This window comes from Pandoraea horticolens (genome assembly GCF_902459555.1).
In the GTDB taxonomy this organism is placed as follows: Bacteria; Pseudomonadota; Gammaproteobacteria; order Burkholderiales; family Burkholderiaceae; genus Pandoraea; species Pandoraea horticolens.
The window spans coordinates 332,097-352,429 of sequence record NZ_CABPSM010000001.1; the positions used below are offsets into that span (position 1 = coordinate 332,097).

17 protein-coding genes are annotated in these 20,333 nt (G+C 64.3%); 12 read left to right on the forward strand and 5 right to left on the reverse strand.

Annotated features, from left to right (window positions below; all coding sequences use genetic code 11):
* Positions 1-29 precede the first annotated feature (29 nt).
* Complete coding sequence (locus PHO31112_RS01560) at positions 30-2,036, reverse strand: lytic transglycosylase domain-containing protein (RefSeq protein ID WP_150618875.1); 2,007 nt, start codon at positions 2,034-2,036, stop codon at positions 30-32.
* 83 nt (positions 2,037-2,119) lie between these two features.
* Between PHO31112_RS01560 and PHO31112_RS01565 the strand changes: the two genes are divergently transcribed.
* The 4 genes from PHO31112_RS01565 (at position 2,120) to pxpA (ending at position 5,180) form a co-directional block, all read left to right on the forward strand.
* Complete coding sequence (locus PHO31112_RS01565) at positions 2,120-2,710, forward strand: 5-formyltetrahydrofolate cyclo-ligase (RefSeq protein WP_246177615.1); 591 nt, start codon at positions 2,120-2,122, stop codon at positions 2,708-2,710.
* A gap of 3 nt (positions 2,711-2,713) precedes the next feature.
* Positions 2,714-3,367 (forward strand): 5-oxoprolinase subunit PxpB, encoded by a 654-nt coding sequence (pxpB, locus tag PHO31112_RS01570; RefSeq protein ID WP_150618876.1) that lies wholly within the window; start codon positions 2,714-2,716, stop codon positions 3,365-3,367.
* Positions 3,364-4,374, forward strand: a complete 1,011-nt coding sequence (locus PHO31112_RS01575) for a 5-oxoprolinase subunit C family protein (protein ID WP_150618877.1) — start codon at positions 3,364-3,366, stop codon at positions 4,372-4,374. Before pxpB ends, PHO31112_RS01575 begins: the two co-directional genes overlap by 4 nt.
* A gap of 65 nt (positions 4,375-4,439) precedes the next feature.
* A complete protein-coding gene (pxpA, locus tag PHO31112_RS01580; RefSeq protein ID WP_150618878.1) occupies positions 4,440-5,180 on the forward strand; it encodes a 5-oxoprolinase subunit PxpA in 741 nt (246 codons plus the stop codon).
* 111 nt (positions 5,181-5,291) lie between these two features.
* Here the strand turns inward: pxpA and aptA are convergent, their stop codons facing one another.
* A complete protein-coding gene (aptA, locus tag PHO31112_RS01585; protein ID WP_150618879.1) occupies positions 5,292-6,620 on the reverse strand; it encodes an omega-aminotransferase AptA in 1,329 nt (442 codons plus the stop codon).
* A gap of 189 nt (positions 6,621-6,809) precedes the next feature.
* Here aptA and PHO31112_RS01590 point away from each other — a divergent pair, with 189 nt between their 5' ends.
* Positions 6,810-8,258 (forward strand): aminotransferase-like domain-containing protein, encoded by a 1,449-nt coding sequence (locus PHO31112_RS01590; protein ID WP_150618880.1) that lies wholly within the window; start codon positions 6,810-6,812, stop codon positions 8,256-8,258.
* A gap of 11 nt (positions 8,259-8,269) precedes the next feature.
* On the opposite strand, the gene PHO31112_RS01595 is transcribed toward PHO31112_RS01590, so the two are convergent.
* The 3 genes from PHO31112_RS01595 to PHO31112_RS01605 all read right to left on the reverse strand — a co-directional run bounded on the left by PHO31112_RS01595 (position 8,270) and on the right by PHO31112_RS01605 (position 11,158).
* The gene (locus PHO31112_RS01595) at positions 8,270-8,698 is read right to left on the reverse strand and encodes a hypothetical protein (protein WP_150618881.1); all 429 of its coding nucleotides are present in this window, start codon (positions 8,696-8,698) and stop codon (positions 8,270-8,272) included.
* A 150-nt stretch (positions 8,699-8,848) separates the two neighbouring features.
* The gene (locus PHO31112_RS01600; RefSeq protein WP_150618882.1) at positions 8,849-9,844 is read right to left on the reverse strand and encodes a GlxA family transcriptional regulator; all 996 of its coding nucleotides are present in this window, start codon (positions 9,842-9,844) and stop codon (positions 8,849-8,851) included.
* Positions 9,845-9,865: 21 nt separating this feature from the next.
* A complete protein-coding gene (locus PHO31112_RS01605) occupies positions 9,866-11,158 on the reverse strand; it encodes an MFS transporter (protein ID WP_425495145.1) in 1,293 nt (430 codons plus the stop codon).
* 533 nt (positions 11,159-11,691) lie between these two features.
* Here PHO31112_RS01605 and urtA point away from each other — a divergent pair.
* The 7 genes from urtA (at position 11,692) to PHO31112_RS01640 (ending at position 19,996) form a co-directional block, all read left to right on the forward strand.
* Positions 11,692-12,888 carry an urea ABC transporter substrate-binding protein gene (gene urtA, locus PHO31112_RS01610; RefSeq protein WP_425495149.1) on the forward strand — a complete coding sequence of 399 codons (1,197 nt, stop codon included), beginning with the start codon at positions 11,692-11,694 and terminating at the stop codon, positions 12,886-12,888.
* 62 nt (positions 12,889-12,950) lie between these two features.
* Entirely contained in the window at positions 12,951-14,582 is a 1,632-nt protein-coding gene (urtB, locus tag PHO31112_RS01615) for an urea ABC transporter permease subunit UrtB (RefSeq protein WP_150618884.1), read from the forward strand.
* Positions 14,583-15,785: an urea ABC transporter permease subunit UrtC gene (gene urtC, locus PHO31112_RS01620; RefSeq protein WP_150618885.1), complete on the forward strand. Its 1,203-nt coding sequence runs from the start codon at positions 14,583-14,585 to the stop codon at positions 15,783-15,785.
* 8 nt (positions 15,786-15,793) lie between these two features.
* Positions 15,794-16,657 carry an urea ABC transporter ATP-binding protein UrtD gene (gene urtD / locus PHO31112_RS01625; protein WP_150619245.1) on the forward strand — a complete coding sequence of 288 codons (864 nt, stop codon included), beginning with the start codon at positions 15,794-15,796 and terminating at the stop codon, positions 16,655-16,657.
* A gap of 2 nt (positions 16,658-16,659) precedes the next feature.
* Positions 16,660-17,361, forward strand: a complete 702-nt coding sequence (urtE, locus tag PHO31112_RS01630) for an urea ABC transporter ATP-binding subunit UrtE (protein WP_010805544.1) — start codon at positions 16,660-16,662, stop codon at positions 17,359-17,361.
* 86 nt (positions 17,362-17,447) lie between these two features.
* Positions 17,448-18,299, forward strand: coding sequence for an urease accessory protein UreD (locus tag PHO31112_RS01635; RefSeq protein ID WP_150618886.1), 852 nt, complete (start codon positions 17,448-17,450; stop codon positions 18,297-18,299).
* Positions 18,300-18,673: 374 nt separating this feature from the next.
* The gene (locus tag PHO31112_RS01640) at positions 18,674-19,996 is read left to right on the forward strand and encodes a glycosyltransferase (RefSeq protein ID WP_150618887.1); all 1,323 of its coding nucleotides are present in this window, start codon (positions 18,674-18,676) and stop codon (positions 19,994-19,996) included.
* The last annotated feature ends 337 nt before the right edge of the window (positions 19,997-20,333 follow it).

A 20,333-nucleotide genomic window follows, 5' to 3' on the forward strand; every position in this document is an offset into this window, starting at 1 on the left:
CCGCGTCATGACGATGGGACTGCGGCCCGTCACTGGGGCAAGATGATGCCGAGCCGCTCCTTGAGCGATTGCGGACGGCCCGTGATCAGGACCGAGTAATACGTCGTGTTCGACAACACGTTCTCGACGTACGTGCGTGTCTCGTTGAACGGGATCGTTTCGGCAAAGATCGCGCCCTCGACCGGACGGTCCAGCGTGGAGCGCCACGTGCGCGGACGCCCGGGGCCCGCGTTGTAGCCGGCCGACGCCAGCACGGCCGAGCTGTCGAACTTATTGTAGATATCCGACAGATAGCTGGTGCCCAGACGGATATTGGTATCGATGTCGTGCATCATGCCCGGCTGATAATCCATGCCGATCTGCCTGGCCACCATCTTCGCAGTGGCCGGCATGATCTGCATCAGCCCGCCGGCGCCGGCCGACGAACGCGCATTGATGATGAAACGCGACTCCTGACGGATCAGGCCGTAGGCCCACGCTTCGTCCAGATCGACGGCGGCGGCGAGCGGTTCCACCTTGCTGCGGAACGGCATCAGATAGCGTAGCGTGAAGTCGTGCTCGATCTTCGTGCGATCTGCCGTATTGACGGCGCGATCGAACAGCTCGATGCCATTGGCGTACTGCGCGGCGGCGATCAACTGGCGGTCCGTCATGTTGCGCAGTTCCCAGTTCCACTCGCGATTGCCTTCGAAACGCAGGCCCAGATCGTAGAACTTGGCGGCCCGCTTGAAGCCCGGGTTCGCGCGGTTCGCGTCGATCTCCGCCTTGGTGACGGCAGTGCGCTGCGGCAGCAACGTCTTGTTGCCCAACTCCTCGTTCGCCAGTTGGCCGTAGAAGTTCGTCTGCATGGCGATCTTCTGGAATTGAGCGCGGGCGGCGTCGCCTTGCCCGGCTTCACGCAGGGCGCGGCCGTACCAATACGTCCAGACACCGTCCTCGCGCAGTGCTGCGGGCATCGCTTCGATGCCCGTACGCACGAGATTCCAGTCGCCCGCGCGCAGTGCCGCGCGAATCTTCCATTCTTGTGCCGTATTCGAGAGTTTGGCGCTGCCGGCCTGGCGGTACCAGCTAATCGCCATCGGGTTCTGCGACAGCGCACCGCGCATGCCGATGGCGCCCCAGCCGATGGCGCGCTCTTCCTGCGACAAGCTGCCCGCCACGCTCGAGAAGTTGCTCGCGGCAAGCATGGCGTCGCTGCGGGCCATACGCACGGTGGCAAGCAATGCCAGTTGGCGTGACGCCTCCGAGCCGTCAACGCCACGCGCGAGGATCTGCGCCGGACGCGTTGCCGCCATATCGAGCAGGCTATCGTCCGGCCGCGCGGCGCCGAGCGCATCGGCAATCTGCTTGCCCAGCGACGTGTAGTTTTCCTCGTAAGCCAGGCGAATCTGGTGCCAGACTTCCTTGCGCGGCAACTGACCGCTCGCGGCCAGCGTATTGATCATGTCGACACAGCCCTCGCCGTAGGACTTCGGCGTGGTTAGCAGATCGGTGGCGGCCTGAGTGACGTTCTCGCCGCGTGCCGCACGCGACATCATCGAGTAGCACTTGACCTGGGTGTCGTCGTCGAGCGCGAACTTCGGATATTCGGCATTGAACGTCTGCCAGTCGTGGCGTTTGCCCAGCACCAGCAGCCAGTCGTTGCGCATCCGGTCGGCAATCGCCTGACCGTCATACGTGCGCAAGAAGGCGCGGATATCGTCGTCGGGCGCATCGATGAGCGCCTTGCCCGAACGATCGAACATGCGCGGCTTGATCTGGAAGTACTGGACGTACGACGGCACGTCGTAGTCGGTGAGCATCGCGGCGAGCGCAGTGGCGCGCGGCGCGTCGTTCGCGCGGGCGGCTTCGCGCAATTGCACGAAGATGTCGTCGGGCGAGCGCTGCGAGAGCAGGTCGGCAGATGTCGCCGAGCGGCTTGCCGCAGATTGCGCCTTGGGACGGCCGGTCGCCTGGGTCGTGCTGCAGGCGACAAGCGCGGCAGCGGTCAGGGCCAGCGCAGTGGCGCGATATACTCGGGTCAAACGTTCTGACATCTTCGGGGAGCGTGGGTGAAAAGGTGAATTCAAGCATAGCACGGGACTCCGCCCTACCGGCGGCCCAAACCGCCGGAAATGGGATGGAATCGACCACCGGGAAGGCACGTTTGCGCAAGGCATTGCTGGACGTACGCGCGACACTCGCCGCACGCGAAGCGCGCGACGCCGCACTCGCCGCACGCCTGCGCGACGAACTGACGCACCGTACGCCGCGCTGCGTGGGCTTCTACTGGCCGATTCAAGGCGAATTCGACGCCCGCGAGGTAGTCTCGGCATGGCTCGCACAGGCGTCGCCCGAAACGCTGCGTCTGGCTGCGCTGCCGGTCGTTACCGCGCCAGCCGCGCCACTCGTCTTCCACCACTGGACACCCGCGACCCCCATGAAGGAAGGCCGCTACGGCATTCCCATCCCGGCAGACGCCGAAGTGCTGGTGCCCGACCTGCTGCTAGTGCCTTGCGTGGGCTTTACCCGCGACGGCCTGCGACTGGGCTATGGCGGCGGCTTCTACGACCGCACCCTGCATTCGATGACCCCCGCCCCGCAAACGCTCGGCATCGCCTACGATGCGCTCGAGATCGAACATCTCGGCGCCGAAGCCCATGATCTGGCGCTCGACGCTATCGTGACGGAATCCGCCACCTTTGCACGCCCTCGCGATACCCATCGCTAACCCATGACAACACTCAAGATTCTGCCTCTCGGCGACAGTGCGCTTGTGTGCGAGGCCGGTGCCATGCCCACGCTTGCGACACAGCGCCGCGTCTGGCACGTGGCGTCTCTCGCACACGAATGGCCCGACGTGCGCGAAGTCGTGCCGGGCATGAACAACCTCACGCTGCTGTTCGACCCGCTCGCCACCGACATCGAGGTGCTGAGCGAGCGGCTACGCGACGCCTGGCAGACGCCGCCGGCCGCCGGTCACGTCGGACGCGACATCGAAATCCCGGTGCACTACGGCGGCCGGCATGGCCCCGATCTGGCCGAAGTGGCCAAACTTGCGCGTCTGCAACCGAAAACGGTCGTACAGCGCCATGCTGCGCCGGAATACATCGTCTACTTCCTCGGCTTCCAGCCGGGCTTCGCCTATCTGGGCGGCCTCGACGATTCGATCGCCACACCTCGGCGCGCAGAGCCGAGACTGTCGGTGCCGGCCGGCTCAGTGGGCATCGGCGGCAATCAGACCGGCATCTATCCCCTCACCTCGCCCGGCGGCTGGCAGATCATCGGCCACACCGCCAGCGTTCTGTTCGACCCCGCCGCGACCCCGGCCGCCTTGCTTGCCCCAGGCGACCGCGTGCGCTTCACTATCGCGAGTCTCGACCTGTGATCGACATCCAGCGTGCCGGCCTGCTCACCACGGTTCAGGATCTGGGCCGCCCCCGACAGCGAGAATTCGGCGTGGCCAGCGGCGGCGCCGTCGACCCGCTCGCCTGCGCCGTTGCCAACCGTCTCGTCGGCAACGCCCCGAACGCCGCCACCCTCGAAATCACAATGGGGGCGTGCGTGCTGCGCTTCAGCGCCGCCACCCTCGTTGCGCTAACCGGTGCCGACTGCCACGCCGACCTCGACGGCACGCCCGTGTGGTCGTGGTGGCGATTCCCGGTGGCGCGCGGTCAGACGCTGACACTGCGCCCGGCCCGCTTCGGCATGCGCACCTATCTGGCCGTGGCGGGCGGCATCGACGTGCCCGAGACACTTGGCTCACGCAGCACCGATCTGGCTGCCGGCTTCGGCGGCTTCGAAGGCCGCGCCTTGCGCGACGGCGACCGCATCGCGGTCGGACACACCAGCGCCGCCATGCGCCACGTCGAGCCGTTGGGCGTGCGTCCGCCGCTGTGGCTGCCCGACCCGCTGGCGCAACATGTCCGCGTGCTGCCCGGGTCGGAGTACGACGACTTTACCGCCGCCGCGCACAAGCACTTCTGGGAAAACCCATGGCAGGTCACGCCGAACAGCAACCGCATGGGTTACCGCCTGTCGGGACCGGAGCCGCTCGCGCGCAAGAAGAATCGCAGTCACGATCTGCTCTCGCACGGCGTGCTGCCGGGCGTGATTCAGGTACCGCCGTCGGGGCAGCCGATCATTCTGCTGGCCGACGCCCAGACCACCGGCGGATACTCCAAGATCGGCACCGTCATCACCGCCGACCTGTGGCGGCTCGGACAGGCCCGGCTGGGCAGCACCCTTTATTTTTCGGAGTGCAGCGCCGCCGAGGCACGCGAAGCGCTGCGCGAACAGTTACGCTATCTTGCCCAGATCGAGCGCGCGCTTGCGTGGCACGACCGCGGCATTCTGACGACACCACGGGTGCCAGCCATCACACGCAAGCGCTAACCCAGCACTCAAGCAGCACTCAAGCAGCGCATACGCGGCGGCATACCCCGGCAGGAGAACACGTGATGAAAATCGATCTGAACGTCGACCTCGGTGAAGGCTGCAATTACGACGAGGCACTGCTGGCACTGGTCAGCTCGGCCAACGTAGCCTGTGGCTGGCACGCGGGCGACGCAGGCACCATGCAGCAAGTGGTGCGCTGGGCGCTGGAGAATGGCGTGGCCATCGGCGCACACCCGAGCTTTCCCGACCGCGAGAATTTCGGCCGCACCGAAATGCAGCTCCCGCTCGACGAGATCCGCGCGGGCATGCTGTATCAGATCGGCGCACTCGCCGCGATGGCCAGGGCGCAAGGCGGCTGGCTCTCGCACGTCAAGCCGCACGGGGCACTCTACAATCAGGCGGCGCGCGACCCGGCACTGGCCGAAACGCTCGTCGAAGCCGTGCGTGCGTTCGACACCGATCTCGCCATCTTCGGGCTGGCGGGCGGTGAATTGGTGAAGGCGGCGCGTGCCGCCGGCATGCATGCGGTGGAGGAAGTCTTCGCCGACCGCGGCTACAATCCGGACGGCTCACTGGTCAAACGCGGCACCCCCGGCGCCCTCATCGAGCGTGAGGAAGATGCGCTGGCGCAAACGCTGATGATGGTGCGCGAGCAGCGCGTACGCGCCATCGATGGCACGCTCGTGCCGATTCAGGCGCAAACCGTGTGTCTGCATGGCGACGGCGAACACGCCCTCGAATTCGCGCAACGCATTCGTAGCTTCCTGCTCGACGAAGGCATCGAAATCGCACCGGTTCGCTGATCGGCGCGTACGGTCCCCATCAAAGAAAACGCCGTCGACGGGCTTCCCCGGACGGCGTTTTCATTTTCATTCGAAGGCCGGCGCACCAAGCGACCCGGCAGGTGACATCGCTTACGCCGTCTCGCGAATGGCTTCCGCCACGATACCGAACAGCTCGTCGATTTGCGCTTCGCTCACGATGAGCGGCGGCGAGAACGCAAGGATGTCGCCCGTATAGCGCACCATCGCGCCCTTCTCGAAGCACTTGACGAACACCTCGTGTGCACGCGCGCCCGGTTTGCCATCGCGGGTGGACATTTCGATACCGCCAACCAGCCCCAGGTTACGAATGTCGATAACATTCGGCAGATCGCGCAGACCGTGAATGGCCTTCTCGAAATACGGCGCGAGTTTCGCGGCACGCTCGAACAGGCCCTCGTTCTTGTACAAGTCGAGGGCGGCGCAAGCGGCGGCGGCGGCCAGCGGGTGACCCGAATACGTGTAGCCGTGGAAGAACTCGATGGCGCCCGTGTTACCGGCATTGACGATGGTGTCGTGCACGTTCGTCTTCACCGCGACCGCCCCCATCGGGACTGCCGCGTTGTTCACGCCCTTGGCCATGGTGATGATGTCCGGCGTCACGCCGAAGTACTGGGCGGCGAACGGCTTGCCCAGACGGCCGAGCCCGGTGATGACTTCGTCGAAGATCAGCAGAATGCCGTGCTTGTCGCAGATCTCGCGCAGCTTTTGCAGATAGCCCTGCGGCGGCACCAGCACGCCGGTGGAGCCCGCGAGCGGTTCGACAATCACGGCGGCGATGGTCGACGCATCGTGCAGGGTGACCAGGCGTTCGAGTTCGTCGGCCAGATGCGCCCCCCACGTCGGCTGGCCCTTCGTGAACGCGGCTTCCTTGATGTTGAGCGTATGCGGCAGGTGGTCGACCGCCGGCAGCAATTGGCCCGAATAGGCCTTGCGATTCGGCGAGATGCCGCCGACCGAAATGCCGCCGAAGCCCACACCGTGGTAACCGCGCTCGCGGCCGATGAGGCGCGTGCGCTGACCTTCGCCACGGGCGCGGTGATACGCGAGGGCAATCTTCAGCGCGGTGTCGACCGACTCCGACCCCGAGTTCGTGAAGAAGATGCGATCGAGCCCCTGCGGCGTGATGGCAGCGATCTTGCTCGCCGCTTCGAACGCCTTCGGGTGGCCCATCTGGAACGTCGGCGCAAAGTCCATTTCACCGGCTTGCTGACGGATCGCCTCGACGATCTCGGTACGGCAGTGGCCGGCATTTACACACCACAGACCGGCGGTGCCGTCGAGAATCTGGCGATTGTCCGACGACGTGTAGTACATGCCCTCGGCCTTCACCAACAGACGCGGTGAGCTTTTGAACTGACGGTTGTTGGTGAACGGCATCCAGAACGCCGTCATGTCGAGATTCAGGTCTTTCATGTTCATCGCGGGGGGCTCCTCAGGTCTTGGCTCGATCAGGATGTCCTGCACACAGCACGACGGATCGCCACGGGTGGATGGGATCGATCCTACGAGAGGTCGACCGGTACAGACATGTACAGTTACCTGGAAAATGTATATTCTGTATCGGTCAATTGCTCCAACTGTATTGGCAACAGCCCATACCCTGCCATCATGGTCCAGCCGCTCGCCTTTTCCCTGAATCGCGCCCAACCGGAAGCCCTCGTCGACCAGATCGTGCGGGAGGTCGAGCATGCGTTGCAGCGCCAGACGCTTCATGCGGGCGTGCGAATGCCGTCGATTCGCTCGCTGGCCAAGGCGCACGGCATCAGCACGTTCACCGTGGTGGAAGCCTACGATCGTCTCGTCGCCAATGGCATGCTCGTGGCCCGGCGCGGTGCGGGGTTCTTCGTGGCGGGCGCGGCCGACGCGCGCGACGCGGGGCCGGCCAGTCCGGGCAGCGGTCTGACAACCGGTGCGGCGGCGAGCGAAGTGACGAACGCGTGGCTGCTTTCCGAAATCTTCGCGGACGACTCCATTGCGGTGAAAAGCGGTTGCGGATGGTTACCGGACAGTTGGCTCGACGAAGACGGCCTGCATGGCGCGCTGCGCTCACTCTCGAAAGGGCCGGGCGCGCATTTCGCTCACTACGGGCATCCGCATGGGTACGGCCCGTTGCGTCAGTGGCTGGCGCGACGTCTCGGCGAGTTGTCCATCGATGCGCCGCCCGAGAACATCGTACTCACCCACGGCGCGACACAGGCGCTGGATCTGATCGTCCGCACACTGCTCAAGCCGGGCGACACTGTACTGGTCGAGGCCCCGGCGTACTGCAATTTGCTGGCGGTATTACGTCTGGCGGGGCTGAATGTCGTGGGCATCGAGCGCACGGAAGCGGGGCTGGATCTCGCCGCGCTGGAGCAGGCCGCCCAGACGCATCGCCCACGCGCGCTGTTCGTGAATCCCGCATTGCAGAATCCGCTGGGGACATCGCTCTCACCGGCGTCGGCGCATCGCATTCTTCAGTGCGCCGAGCAGCACGGTTTCTGGGTCGTCGAGGACGACATCTATCGAGAGCTGGCCCCCGCCGGCACGCCGTCGCTCGCAGCAATGGACGGTCTGTCGCGAGTAATCTACGTGTCGAGTTTCTCGAAGACGATTTCGCCGTCGGTACGCGTGGGCTATCTGGCATGTTCGCGCGATCTGGCCCACGAGATTGCGCGCAGCAAGATGGTGGCAGGCCTCACGTCATCGGAAATTAACGAGCGCATCGTGCACGCGATTCTGACCGAGGGGCGTCACCGCAAACACATCGAACGCCTGTCGGACCGGCTGACGCGTTCGCGCGCGCGCCTCATCACGCAGTTGCAATCGCACGGGGTGACACTGCTGGCGCAGCCGGAGGGCGGGATGTTCGTGTGCGGCAGCTTGCCGCAAACGTCACGCCCGGCACGCGAACTGGCCGAGGCCGCATTGCTGGAGAGCATCATGCTCGCGCCGGGGGAGTTCTTCCTCGCGCACAACGAGCCCTGTCACTGGTTCCGCTTCAACGTCGCATACTCGGACGACGCACGCCTGTTCCGCTTTCTCGATCGGGCAGCAACGGGGAAGCAGGCGGCATAGGCGATGAAGGTCTAAGGCGCTCGCGGCATCTCCCGGCGAGGCGGCACCTCCAACCGCTCGATCATGGCAAACCGATGTCGCTCGTTATCGTGAAACACGATGCGGTTGCGTAACACGTCCATGCCAATGGCGCCCAGACTTGCCGTGCCGCCGTCGTGCGCCTGCGTTTGTGCCGCCACCGGATCCCGAACGATCCGCCGGCCATTGATCGTCAAATCGACGAGCAGCATCCGGGCGGGTTTTCCACCAATCCTCACCGTGATGAAGGGGTCCGCCTTGCGCGACGGATCGCCATATCGGATGGACGACTCGAACAGCGGTTGTACCGATGGCCAAGGTGCAGTGCGTCGCGCTGCACTTGCCTGAGCCAACAACGGCATCGCGCAGAGAAGCGAGAAAAACGTCGAAACGATATGTCGTTTGATGGGATTGAAATACATCGTTTGAATTCGGCGATCGAGTGATGGGCGGGGCCATCAAGTATCGATCGACGACAAACAATTCGAAATCGGCAGATTCCGAAATATGGTCGCTCAGGCCGTCGCCACGTCATGTTCGCGGGCACCCTAATAACGTGCCGGGCACGACGCTTACCGCCCGTCCCCCATCCCGAACCTCTCCCGATACGCCACCGGCGTCACACCGTACTGACGTTGAAACGCGCGGCGCAGGTTCTGTTCGTCGCCAAAGCCGACGCGCGCGGCAATGCGCTTGAGCGGCGCCTCCGAGTCGAGCAATGCGAAACGCGCCGCTTCCAGACGCATGCGCTCGACCGCCTTCGCCGGTGTCGATCCCGTACGCGCAAGGTAGCTTCTGGCAAACGTGCGCGGACTCATGTTCGCCTGCTCCGCCAGACGCACCACCGACAAGTCGCCGTCCAGCCGCTCCGACATCCACGCGTGCAAATCCCCGAACGGCGCCCCGGCGGCCACCTGCTCCTGCAACGGCGGACTGAACTGCGATTGCCCGCCCGCTCGCTTGAGGAACACCACGAGCCGGCGCGCCGCCTGCAACGCCACGTCCACACCGCAATCGTCCTCGACCAGCGCCAACCCGAGGTCAATGCCCGCGGTGATCCCGGCCGACGTCCACACCGCTTCATCGCGTACGTAAATCGGATCGGACTCGACCCGCGCCTCGGGGAAGCATGTCTGCAACATCGCCGTATCCAACCAGTGCGTTGTCGCGCGCCGCCCGTTCAACAACCCGGCCGCTCCCAGAATGAATGCCCCCACGCACACCGAACACACGCGTCTCACGCGCGGGGCATAATCGCGCAACCACTCGCCCACCGCATCGGGCACCGCCGGGCGATGCGACACTGCGCCACCCACCGCGATCAATGTGTCGACCTGCATCGCTTCGAGTGCGCGCATCGGCTCCGTATGCAACGTGATTCCCGAGCCGGTCTCCACGGGGCCGCCGTGCTCGGACACCACCACGGTGCGATAGCTGCGATACGGCGCCATCTTTCCCGACTCGGCGACATTGCGGATGACAGCGTGAAACGCATCGAGCGGCCCGGCGAGATCCAGCAGCACGAACGGCGGCACGATGAGAAAGGCAACGAGACGGGGTTGGTTCATGGTCATGGACAAAGGAGAGCGTCAGGCGGGCGCTTGCACCGGACGGCGTTTTGCATCGAGCGCGTACCACACGGTCGCCAGCGCTGCGAGCGCCAGCAGCGGGAAGGTCGCCTGATTGATAGTGGCCCAGCCGAAGCGGGCAAGCAATTGTCCTGCAAACAGACTGGCAAGGGCCGTGCCGGCAAAGGTGATGAATTCATTCGCGGCCTGCGCACGCGCACGCTCCGACGGGCGATACGACAAGGTGAGCAACGTCGTGCCCCCCACGAACATGAAGTTCCAGCCCACACCGAGGAACGCCAGCGCCGCATAGAAGTACGGCAGACTCGTCGACATCAGCGCCAGCACACCGCAAAGTGCGCTCATCGCAATACCGGCCAGCAGCACCGGCACCACGCCCCAGCGCTTGACGAGATGCCCCGCGAAGAACGACGGCGCATACATGCCCACCAGATGCCACTCGATGATGTGAGCCCCATCGTCGATGCTGTGTCCACACGCCACCGCCGCAATCGGTGTCGCGGTCATCACGAACATCATCACCATGAAGCCGATCAGGTTGTTGGCCAATGCCGCCATATAAATAGGCTGACGCATGATCTCGCCCAGCGGACGTGCCGGTAACGCCGCCACGTCGCCCGCTGCGCCGCTCACCGTGTGCACGGGCAAATTGCGCAGGAAGCCGACAAGCAGCAACAGCGAAATGCCGGAGAGCAGCGTGACCACCAGATACGATCCTGCGAACGTCACCGGCGCGAGCCAGTCCTTGCTGCCCGCCGCGAGCGCAGGTCCAATCACCGCCGCCAGCACGCCGCCCGTGAGTACGATGGAAATCGCACGCGGCTTGTCCTCGACGGGCACGACGTCCGCCGCCGCCAGCCGGTAATAACGCGCAAACGCCTGAAACACCCCGACGCACGCCGTACCCGCACAGAACATCGCGAAGTGCCGCTCGTAGATCGCCATGACCGACACCAGTCCGCCCGCCGTGCCGAACAACGCCCCCAGCGCGAAGCCCAGCCGCTGACCGAAACGCTGGATCAGCATCGACGCGAAGATCGTCGTAATGGCCGAGGCCACGGTAATCAGCGAGAACGGCAGTGTCGCATACCCCTTGTCGGACGCCAGCATGTAGCCGACGAGTCCCGTCAAAGTGAGGTCGACGGACAACGCGGCCGTGTACAGCGCCTGACACGCCGCCAGCACGGCGGCATATCGGCGGCCCATACGGCGCTGGCGTTCAGCGTGGCCGGGATCGGTGGGGGGCGCGGTGCGCCCGGCAATGGCATCGGTCATGAGTGTGATGTCGAACAAGTCGGGAAGTCGTCGGGAGCCCTAATCTTGCCGTCGGCCGGTTTGGCACGAATGCCAATCATGCATCAAAAAATGCCACTTCGCGCCATCCGCGCCACCAATGCCATGTACTGGCTGCCGGGAAGACGACCGGGCACCACGGCGTTGCAGTGGACGCTCGCCTCGTCATTCGCGCCAATTCGGTGCGCACCAACTCTGCGCGCGGTCGCACCAACGTGCTTCGCCCATCGGCCGAAAGGCGGATACCCGAGACGAATGCCGGCACATGCGTCGCACGTCGCCTCAGCCCCATTTCGCCGCCTTGTACACCAGATGGGGTCTTGACTTGTACACCAGTCGACGTCTTGCAGCGGCCTTTTCGCCAGCCCTTCGAGGGCACCGAACCCTGTTGACGCCTCACCGCTGGCACGACCTTTGCGTAAGTCCCCCCATACCGGATCCACCGGTCTAACCAGGAAAGGGGAAGACGTACCATGAAACGACGCACGCTACTCCAGATGGCGGCCCTCTCGGGCGCCGCATCGCTTACCGGCATGGCGCCCAACTTGTTTGCACAGAGCAAGCAGCCCATCAAGGTCGGCATCCTGCACTCCCTCTCGGGCACGATGGCCATCTCGGAAACGTCGCTCAAGGATGTCGCGCTCATGACCATCGCCGACATCAACGCCAAAGGTGGCGTGATGGGCCGTCCGCTCGAAGCCGTCGTGGTCGACCCGGCCTCGAACTGGCCGCTCTTCGCGGAAAAAGCCCGCCAGTTGCTCACCACCGACAAGGTCGCCGCCGTGTTCGGTTGCTGGACGTCGGTGTCGCGCAAGTCGGTGTTGCCTGTCTTCGAAGAACTCAACGGCCTGCTCTTCTACCCCGTGCAGTACGAAGGCGAAGAGATGTCGAAGAACGTCTTCTACACGGGCGCCGCGCCGAACCAGCAAGCGATCCCTGCCGTGGAATACGTGATGAGCAAGGAGGGCGGCGGCGCCAAGCGCTTCTTCCTGCTGGGCACCGACTACGTCTACCCGCGCACGACGAACAAGATCCTGCGCGCCTTCCTGCATTCGAAGGGCGTCGCCGACAAGGACATTCAAGAGGTCTACACGCCGTTCGGCCACAGCGATTACCAGACCATCGTCGCCAACATCAAACAGTTCGCTCAGGGCGGCAAGACCTCGGTCATCTCGACCATCAACGGCGACTCGAACGTGCCGTTTTACAAGGAACTCGGCAACCAGGGCCTGAAGGCCACCGACGTGCCGGTGGTGGCGTTCTCGGTGGGCGAAGAAGAACTGCGCGGCATCGATACGAAGCCGCTCGTGGGGCACCTCGCAGCCTGGAACTACTTCATGTCGGTGAAGAACCCGACCAACGATGCGTTCAAGAAAGAGTGGTTCGCCTACGTCAAGGCGAAGGGTCTGCCGGGCGGCGACAAGCGCGTCACGAACGATCCGATGGAAGCCACCTTTGTCGGCATGCATATGTGGAAACAGGCCGTCGAAAAGGCCGGCAGCGTCGATGTCGACAAGGTGCGCGCCGCCATGATCGGCCAGACATTCAAGTCGCCGGACGGCTTCGACATGGTGATGGACGGCAACCACCACCTGCACAAGCCGGTGATGATCGGCGAGATCCGCCCGGACGGTCAGTTCAACGTCGTGTGGAAGACCAAGTCGACGGTGCGCGCGCAGCCGTGGAGCCCGTACATCGCGGGTAATGAAGGCAAGCCCGACAAAGTCTGACCTTCCTTTCACTCCTTGCGCCGGAGCCGCGTGGACGGTCTCCGGCGCACGCAGAGGTTTTGATGATAACGATAAGACGCTGGACCGCTGCCGCCCTTGTCCTGATATCACTGGGCGCCGCGCTGAGCACTCCCTCCACGGCCCTGGCCGCCCAACCGGGCATCACCGACGCCGACCTCACCGCGCTCGCCGGCGACGACTTCGACGCCAAGGCGCAAGCCATCGATCACCTCGCGGCCGACAGTTCACCGCAGGCCGCCGCGCTGCTCAAGGCATTGGCCGACGACTCGGCCGTGACCGTGGGCAATCGCCTCGCGATTCAGAACGGCGACAAGTACGTCGATCCGATCACCGGCGCCCCCGTCAAGGCAGACGACGCCGGATCGCTCACGCTCAACAACGTGCTGCGCGCCAAGGTCGCCACGGCCGCGGCGGCCGGCGCCCTGCTCTCAACGGATCACGACGCCCGCGCGCAAGCCATCGACACGATGCTGCAAAATCCGTCGCCTGCATTCAAGATGCTCATCGAGCAAGCACGCCAAAAGGAAACCGACCCGGCGCTGCGCAAACGTCTCGATCAGCTTTGGGCGCAATCGGCGTTGCATGATACCGATCCCGCGAAGCGCCGCGAGGCCATCGAGTTGATCGCCACTGCGGGCGACCCGCAGATGCGCGATCTGCTGCTGCCCATCGTCGCCAAACAAGCGGACGGCGCCTACGCCGAACCCGACGCCAACGTGCGCAGCGCTGCCGACATCGCGCTCACGCAACTGGCCGCCGCGCAACGCCGCAGCGAGTTCTTCGGCACTTTATTCGCGGGCCTGTCGCTCGGCAGCGTGCTGCTGCTCGCCGCACTGGGGCTGGCCATCACGTATGGCCTGATCGGCGTCATCAACATGGCGCACGGCGAATTCCTGATGATCGGGGCGTATGCCACTTACGTGGTGCAAACGCTGTTCCAGCGCTTTCTGCCCGGCGCGTTCGATTTCTATCTCGTTGCGGCCGTGCCCGCCGCGTTTTTCGTTGCCGCCCTTCTCGGCCTCGTGTTGGAGCGCACCGTCATCAAGCATCTGTACGGACGGCCGCTCGAAACCCTGCTCACGACCTTCGGCATCAGCCTGCTGCTGATTCAGGGCGTGCGCACGCTGTTCGGCGCGCAGAACGTCGAAGTGGTCAATCCGTCGTGGATGAGCGGCGGTATCGCGGTACTGCCCAACCTGATGCTGCCGTACAACCGCATCGTGATTCTGATATTCGCGCTGGTGGTCGTGGCGCTCACGTGGTCGGTGCTCAACCTCACACGTCTCGGTCTTTTCATTCGCGCCGTAACGCAAAACCGCTCAATGGCCGCCTGCGTCGGTGTCAAGACGGGCCGCGTCGACAGCTACGCTTTCGCGTTCGGCGCAGGCATTGCCGGGCTGGGCGGATGCGCACTCTCGCAAATCGGCAACGTCGGGCCGGATCTCGGTCAGAGCTACATCATCGACTCGTTCATGGCCGTGGTGCTGGGCGGCGTGGGACAACTCGCGGGGACGATCGTCGGCGCGTTCGGTCTGGGCATCGCCAACAAGCTGCTCGAACCGATGTGGGGCGCCGTGCTCGCCAAGATCGCCGTGCTGATCCTGATCGTGCTGTTCATCCAGAAACGCCCGCAGGGCATGTTTGCGCTCAAAGGGCGCAGCGCGGAGGCCTGAATGCAGACGTCGAACTTTTTGCCCGAAGGCACCACGCCTTCGATCTCGCTGGATGTGCCCTCGCGCGCCCGTCTCCTGCCGAAGCATGTTGCGCCTTTGCTACTTGCGTTCGTGATCGCCGTGGCGATTCTGGTGCCGGTGTGCGCGTTGGTGCTGCCCGCTACGCATCCCTTGCATCTGTCGGCCTACGCCATGACGCTCGTCGGCAAGATCATGTGTTACGCGATTGCTGCGCTCGCGCTCGATCTGGTGTGGGGCTACTGCGGCATTCTCAGCCTCGGCCACGGTCTGTTCTTCGCGCTGGGCGGCTATGCGATGGGCATGTACCTGATGCGCGGCATCGGCCGCGATGGCGTGTATCACAGCGACCTGCCGGACTTCATGGTGTTTCTCGACTGGAAGTCGCTGCCCTGGTACTGGACCGGCACAGAACACTTCGCCTGGGCGATGTTTCTCGTCGTGGCGTTGCCCGGCGTGGTCGCATGGATCTTCGGCTATCTGGCCTTCCGTTCGCGTGTGAAGGGCGTGTATCTGTCTATCATTACGCAGGCGCTCACGTTCGCCGCCATGCTGCTCTTCTACCGCAACGAGACGGGCTTTGGCGGTAACAACGGCTTCACCGATTTCAAGCGCATTCTGGGCTATTCGATCACGTCGGCGAACACACGCACGGTGCTCTTTCTCGTGACGTTCGCGGTACTGGTCGGGGCCTTCCTGCTGTGCCGCGCGCTGGTCGTGTCGAAGTTCGGCCGCGTGGTCACCGCCATTCGCGACGGCGAGTCGCGCGCCATGTTCCTCGGCTACCGGCCGCTGAGCTACAAGCTGTTCGTGTGGACGCTGTCCGCCATGCTGTGCGGTATTGCAGGCGCACTCTACGTGCCGCAGGTCGGCATCATCAACCCGAGCGAGATGGCGCCGGTCAACTCGATCGAGATGGCGATCTGGGTGGCCATCGGCGGACGCGGCTCGCTCGTCGGCGCGATTGCCGGGGCGTTCCTCGTCAATGGCGCGAAGAGCTTCTTCACCGCGCACTTTGCCGAGTACTGGCTGTTCTTCCTCGGCGCGATGTTCGTGCTCGTGCCGCTGCTGTTGCCGCAGGGCGTGATGGGACTCGTCACGCAATTCTCACGCAAGCGCAATCGACACGCACCCGCCGCCGCCGAGGGCGATGCGCCGCGCCCCGTGACCGGAGACCGCGCATGAACAATTACATGGCCGATATCAGTTGGCAACTCGCAGACACGCCCGACGCCTCCGTTGCCGTCAACGTCAGCGGTGACACCACCGGCATGTCGCACTTCGTGGTACCGGGCGAGATCGACACCTCGCACGGCCTCATCCTGTATGTGGAGAACATCTCCGTATCGTTCGACGGCTTTCGTGCCCTGAACGACCTGTCGCTGTCGATCAAGACCGACGAGCTACGCTGCATCATCGGCCCGAACGGCGCCGGCAAGACAACCATGATGGACGTCATTACCGGCAAGACCCGCCCCGACGCCGGACGCGCGTACCTCGGTCAGACACTCGACCTCACGCGGCTCGACGAGCCTGCCATTGCGCAGGCTGGCGTTGGCCGCAAGTTTCAGAAGCCGACGGTGTTCGAGCATCACAGCGTGTGGGAAAACCTCGAACTCGCCTGTGCGGGCGACAAGCGCTGGTTCCGCTCGCTGTGGGCCATGCTCACACCGGCCATCCGTCATCGCATCGAAGAGGTGCTCGCGCTCACGCATCTGGAACATCAGGCGCATGTGCGCGCAGGACAGTTGTCGCACGGTCAGAAGCAGCGGCTAGAGATCGGCATGTTGCTCATGCAACAGCCGCAGCTTCTGCTGCTCGACGAACCCGCCGCCGGCATGACCGATGAAGAGACCGCGCAGCTCGCCGAGTTGCTCAACCGCCTGCGCGGTCATTGCTCGATGATGGTGGTCGAGCACGACATGGCGTTCGTTGCCGCGCTCGCGGGCGAGACGGGTCTCGTCACCGTGATGGCCGAAGGGCGAGTGCTCGCCGAAGGCACGCTCGATGTCGTGCAGCGCGACGAACGCGTGATCGAATCGTATCTGGGACGCTGACCATGCTGGAAATTCACGCACTCAATCAGTACTACAGCGGCAGCCACATCCTGCGCAACGTGGAGTTCACCGTGCCCGACGCGCAACTCACCGTGCTGCTCGGGCGCAACGGCGTTGGCAAGACGACGCTGCTCAAATGCCTCATGGGCGTGGTGCCCGTCAAGTCCGGCAGTATCGCGTGGCGCGGCCATACGCTCACCTCCGCGCCGCCGTATGCACGCGTGGCAAGCGGACTCGCCTACGTGCCGCAGGGACGCGATATCTTCCCTCGACTGAGCGTCGAAGAGAATCTGCTGATCGGTGCGGCGAGTCGTCCCGCTCGTGAGGCCAAACGCGGCGTGCCCGAACACATCTACGAACTCTTCCCCGTGTTGCGCGACATGAAGCAGCGTCGTGGCGGCGATCTGTCCGGCGGGCAGCAGCAACAACTCGCCATCGGCCGCGCCCTCATGAGCGATCCACAGTTGCTGATTCTCGACGAGCCGACCGAGGGCATTCAGCCGTCCATCATCAAGGATATCGGCGCGACGTTGCGGCGACTGGTCGACGAGCGCGGCATGACGGTGCTGCTCGTCGAACAGTATTACGACTTCGCGCTCGAACTCGCCGATCACTATCGCGTGATGAGTCGCGGCGCCATCGTGGCAAGCGGACTCGGCAAGGACATGGAGGCCGACGGCGTGCGGCACATGGTGGCGGTGTGACGCGCGACCGGCGCGCCCTGCCCGTTGCGCTACCGCACATGCCCGCCGCGTGCTAGATTCGCGGCATCCACGGCCTACCCTCTTTCATGAATTCCCTGCACGCTTCCTCCACCGGCTGGCATGCCGAGCTGACGCTGGGCTTCGCGCGACACGAGGCGCGCACGGTGCTCGCCACGCGTCGCCATCAAGGCCCGCTCGTCGTCCAGAAATCCCTTCATCCGGAAGGCCCGGGCATCTGTCATGCCGTAGTCGTGCATCCGCCCGGCGGCATTGCGGGCGGCGACACGCTGTCCATCGACGTCGATGTCGGTGACAGCGCGCATGCCGTGCTCACCACCCCCGGCGCGACCAAGTGGTACAAGTCACAGGGCCGATTCGGCACGCAAGAGGTCACCCTCACCGTGCACGACGGCGCGAAGCTCGATTGGCTGCCGCTCGAGAACATCGTGTTCGAGCAGGCCGACGCTCGCCAGCGCATCACCGTGCGGCTTGGCGACGGCGCGACCGTGATCGGTTGGGACGCCACATTGCTCGGCCGTCAGGCCGCCGGAGAACAGTGGACACAAGGCCGCTGGCGTTCGAACTTCGAACTGCGCGACGCGAAAAATCGCCTGCTGTGGGCCGAGCAGGCCGTGCTCGGCGCCGGCGACGCGCTACGCACGGGCACCACCGGCCTCGCGGGATTCCCGGTCTTCGCCTCGCTGTGGGCGGTGAGCGACGCGTGCACGCGAGAGTTGGCGGAATCGCTCGCGCAATGTCTGCCGTTCAACGACGACCTGCGCGCAGGCATCACCTGCCTGCCCGGCAACGTGCTCGTGCTGCGCGTGCTCGGTCACGACATGGAAACGGTGCGGCAGTTGCTGATCTCGCATTGGCTCAGGCTGCGTCCGCTGGTCCATGGCGTGCCCGCCGAACCGCTGCGTCTGTGGTCGACGTGATGGCGATGTCGCGCGCATCTACGCTACGCCGCGTGCACATCGATCGAATGCGATCCGCATAGGGCGGTATCTTTGCGCCATGTCCGAGGACACCTCCCAAAACGCGTCGGTATCCTCTGCGCTTCCCCAGCACTCGGCAAGAATTCGATGCACGTCCGCCGGTTTCCGGCGCGCACATCGCATCGTTCCGAAAAGGGGAATGTCTCGTGAAATCGAGTTGCAGCACGTCGTCGTCGGCTAGCGGGGTTAGCGCAGGCTCGTCCATCTCCTCTCTTGCGCCCCATGCGGACGCCTTCAGGCACCGGCCGTGTAGCTTCGCGCAGGACTTCAGCGCGACAAGACAGATACCTCGTTATCAAAGCGATATCGGCATAATGACGACTGGCGCACACCCGCACGCCATCCAGACGCGCGCGACGCCTACGCCTTTCGTAGAGACCGCAGCCCCCGACGGAGCCGACGACATTCCCGAGGCCTTCGGCGACAATTTCGTCGATTGGGGACGCGCCCCCGACCTTGGCCCGCCCCCTGTCGCCTCGACCGCGAAAGTCTTCTGGCTCGACGAAGCAATGCGCGTGCCGGTGCCGAACATCATTAGTTATATCTGGGTCGGCGGGAACCGGATCAGCGGCGCGAATTACAACAACATGCTGCACGCCGCCCGGCTGAATCCGGACGCGACACTACTTCTCTATATCGACAGCGAAACGCGGGATATCGAGCTTGAAGCGCTCGCCACGCGCAGCGGTTTCGACGCCGGATGCGCGTTACGTCAATGTCCGAACGTAAAACTGGTACGGGTGAGAGACAGTGCCTTTGGCGACGCATTTTCGATAACGCATGGCGACACCTATGCCTTTTACGAGCGTTGCATGGCTGCCGGGAAATTTGCCATGGCCTCTGACACCCTGCGCTATCCGGCCGTGTACCGCACCGGCGGTGCGTACTTCGACGCCGACGACGAACTACTGACACCCATCGATTTCCAGCGGCTGAGTGCAGCCCCCGACGAGATCCTTCATCAGATGCCCTACGCGTTGGCGCCCCAACATGGTGGGGGCATCTTCTTCCCCAGTTGCCCATTCGCGGCGCGCGTGGGAAGCGAGTTGCTGCTCGAGGTCATCGACCGCTGCGGCGCCAATTACCAGCGCTATGTCCGAATGGAAAAGGGGGACTACAAGCCACAGTACTCCTTCGAGGGTTCAATTCCGTACTACGAGATAAACCGCATGTGCGGCCCCGGCGTTTTGACCGATGTTCTGATTGAACACGATCCGAGGTCGGCGCGACTTTACGAGTTGCATACGGACAAAGAGAAAGCGTCCGGCCCACTTCCGGCGGGAATCAAACGTCACGTCCCGTTCGCCAACCATGACGTCACCGCATGCGCCTTCAGTTCCGGTTCCGATCACAGTTGGGATACGACGAAAGCCGTCTCCCCTTTCGAACATCTCGCCGTGGAAGAACCCGAAGGATTACCGCTGCCGAACGCCGACGGGGTACGCCTCGACGAGCGAGGCAACGGATTCGTCCGAGCCGGAGGATTCACGTTCCGGGTCGCCCCGAGAGGCCCCGACAACGTTCGATGCGTCCTTACGCCCGGCGGACGGGTCTCGTCCGTGACAGTCAAACGCAGCGAAAGCGGTATCTGGAACGCGCAAGACGCCGCGCCCCCTCCCATCCCCCCTGACGCCTGAGCGCGCCCCGGTCGATGCGGCCGGGGCCGATCATCGACCGCACAAAATGGTCGAATGCACCAACACGGGGAATGCTTGCGTACCCACTGGTGGATTGCACCAACAAGAGGCCTCCGCTTCGGCTCGGCGTCCGTGCAGATCCCTGACGCACGGCGCAGCAGCCACGCCCTGCCATAGATCTCTCGGCGCGACACCCTCGGGCACGATTCCTGCTACCTCACTGTATCGACCGGTCAGACCAGATGATCCGGCCGCCGGAACACTCCTGTTGCCGGAATACTTCGCCCCGATACCCGAGGTCGCCGTCATGCTGCCGTTCACCCGTACCGCCGTCTCT

What these genes read in the sequence shown, in the direction of transcription:
- urtA (WP_425495149.1), top strand. Translation starts at nt 11,692, where the DNA reads ATGGCGCCCAACTTGTTTGCACAGAGCAAGCAGCCCATCAAGGTCGGC.
- PHO31112_RS01635 (WP_150618886.1), top strand. Translation starts at nt 17,448, where the DNA reads ATGAATTCCCTGCACGCTTCCTCCACCGGCTGGCATGCCGAGCTGACG.
- PHO31112_RS01560 (WP_150618875.1), bottom strand. Translation starts at nt 2,036, where the DNA reads ATGTCAGAACGTTTGACCCGAGTATATCGCGCCACTGCGCTGGCCCTG.
- PHO31112_RS01600 (WP_150618882.1), bottom strand. Translation starts at nt 9,844, where the DNA reads ATGAACCAACCCCGTCTCGTTGCCTTTCTCATCGTGCCGCCGTTCGTG.
- PHO31112_RS01640 (WP_150618887.1), top strand. Translation starts at nt 18,674, where the DNA reads ATGACGACTGGCGCACACCCGCACGCCATCCAGACGCGCGCGACGCCT.
- PHO31112_RS01590 (WP_150618880.1), top strand. Translation starts at nt 6,810, where the DNA reads ATGGTCCAGCCGCTCGCCTTTTCCCTGAATCGCGCCCAACCGGAAGCC.
- aptA (WP_150618879.1), bottom strand. Translation starts at nt 6,620, where the DNA reads ATGAACATGAAAGACCTGAATCTCGACATGACGGCGTTCTGGATGCCG.
- pxpB (WP_150618876.1), top strand. Translation starts at nt 2,714, where the DNA reads ATGACAACACTCAAGATTCTGCCTCTCGGCGACAGTGCGCTTGTGTGC.
- urtB (WP_150618884.1), top strand. Translation starts at nt 12,951, where the DNA reads ATGATAACGATAAGACGCTGGACCGCTGCCGCCCTTGTCCTGATATCA.
- urtC (WP_150618885.1), top strand. Translation starts at nt 14,583, where the DNA reads ATGCAGACGTCGAACTTTTTGCCCGAAGGCACCACGCCTTCGATCTCG.
- PHO31112_RS01595 (WP_150618881.1), bottom strand. Translation starts at nt 8,698, where the DNA reads ATGTATTTCAATCCCATCAAACGACATATCGTTTCGACGTTTTTCTCG.
- pxpA (WP_150618878.1), top strand. Translation starts at nt 4,440, where the DNA reads ATGAAAATCGATCTGAACGTCGACCTCGGTGAAGGCTGCAATTACGAC.
- PHO31112_RS01565 (WP_246177615.1), top strand. Translation starts at nt 2,120, where the DNA reads ATGGAATCGACCACCGGGAAGGCACGTTTGCGCAAGGCATTGCTGGAC.
- urtD (WP_150619245.1), top strand. Translation starts at nt 15,794, where the DNA reads ATGGCCGATATCAGTTGGCAACTCGCAGACACGCCCGACGCCTCCGTT.
- urtE (WP_010805544.1), top strand. Translation starts at nt 16,660, where the DNA reads ATGCTGGAAATTCACGCACTCAATCAGTACTACAGCGGCAGCCACATC.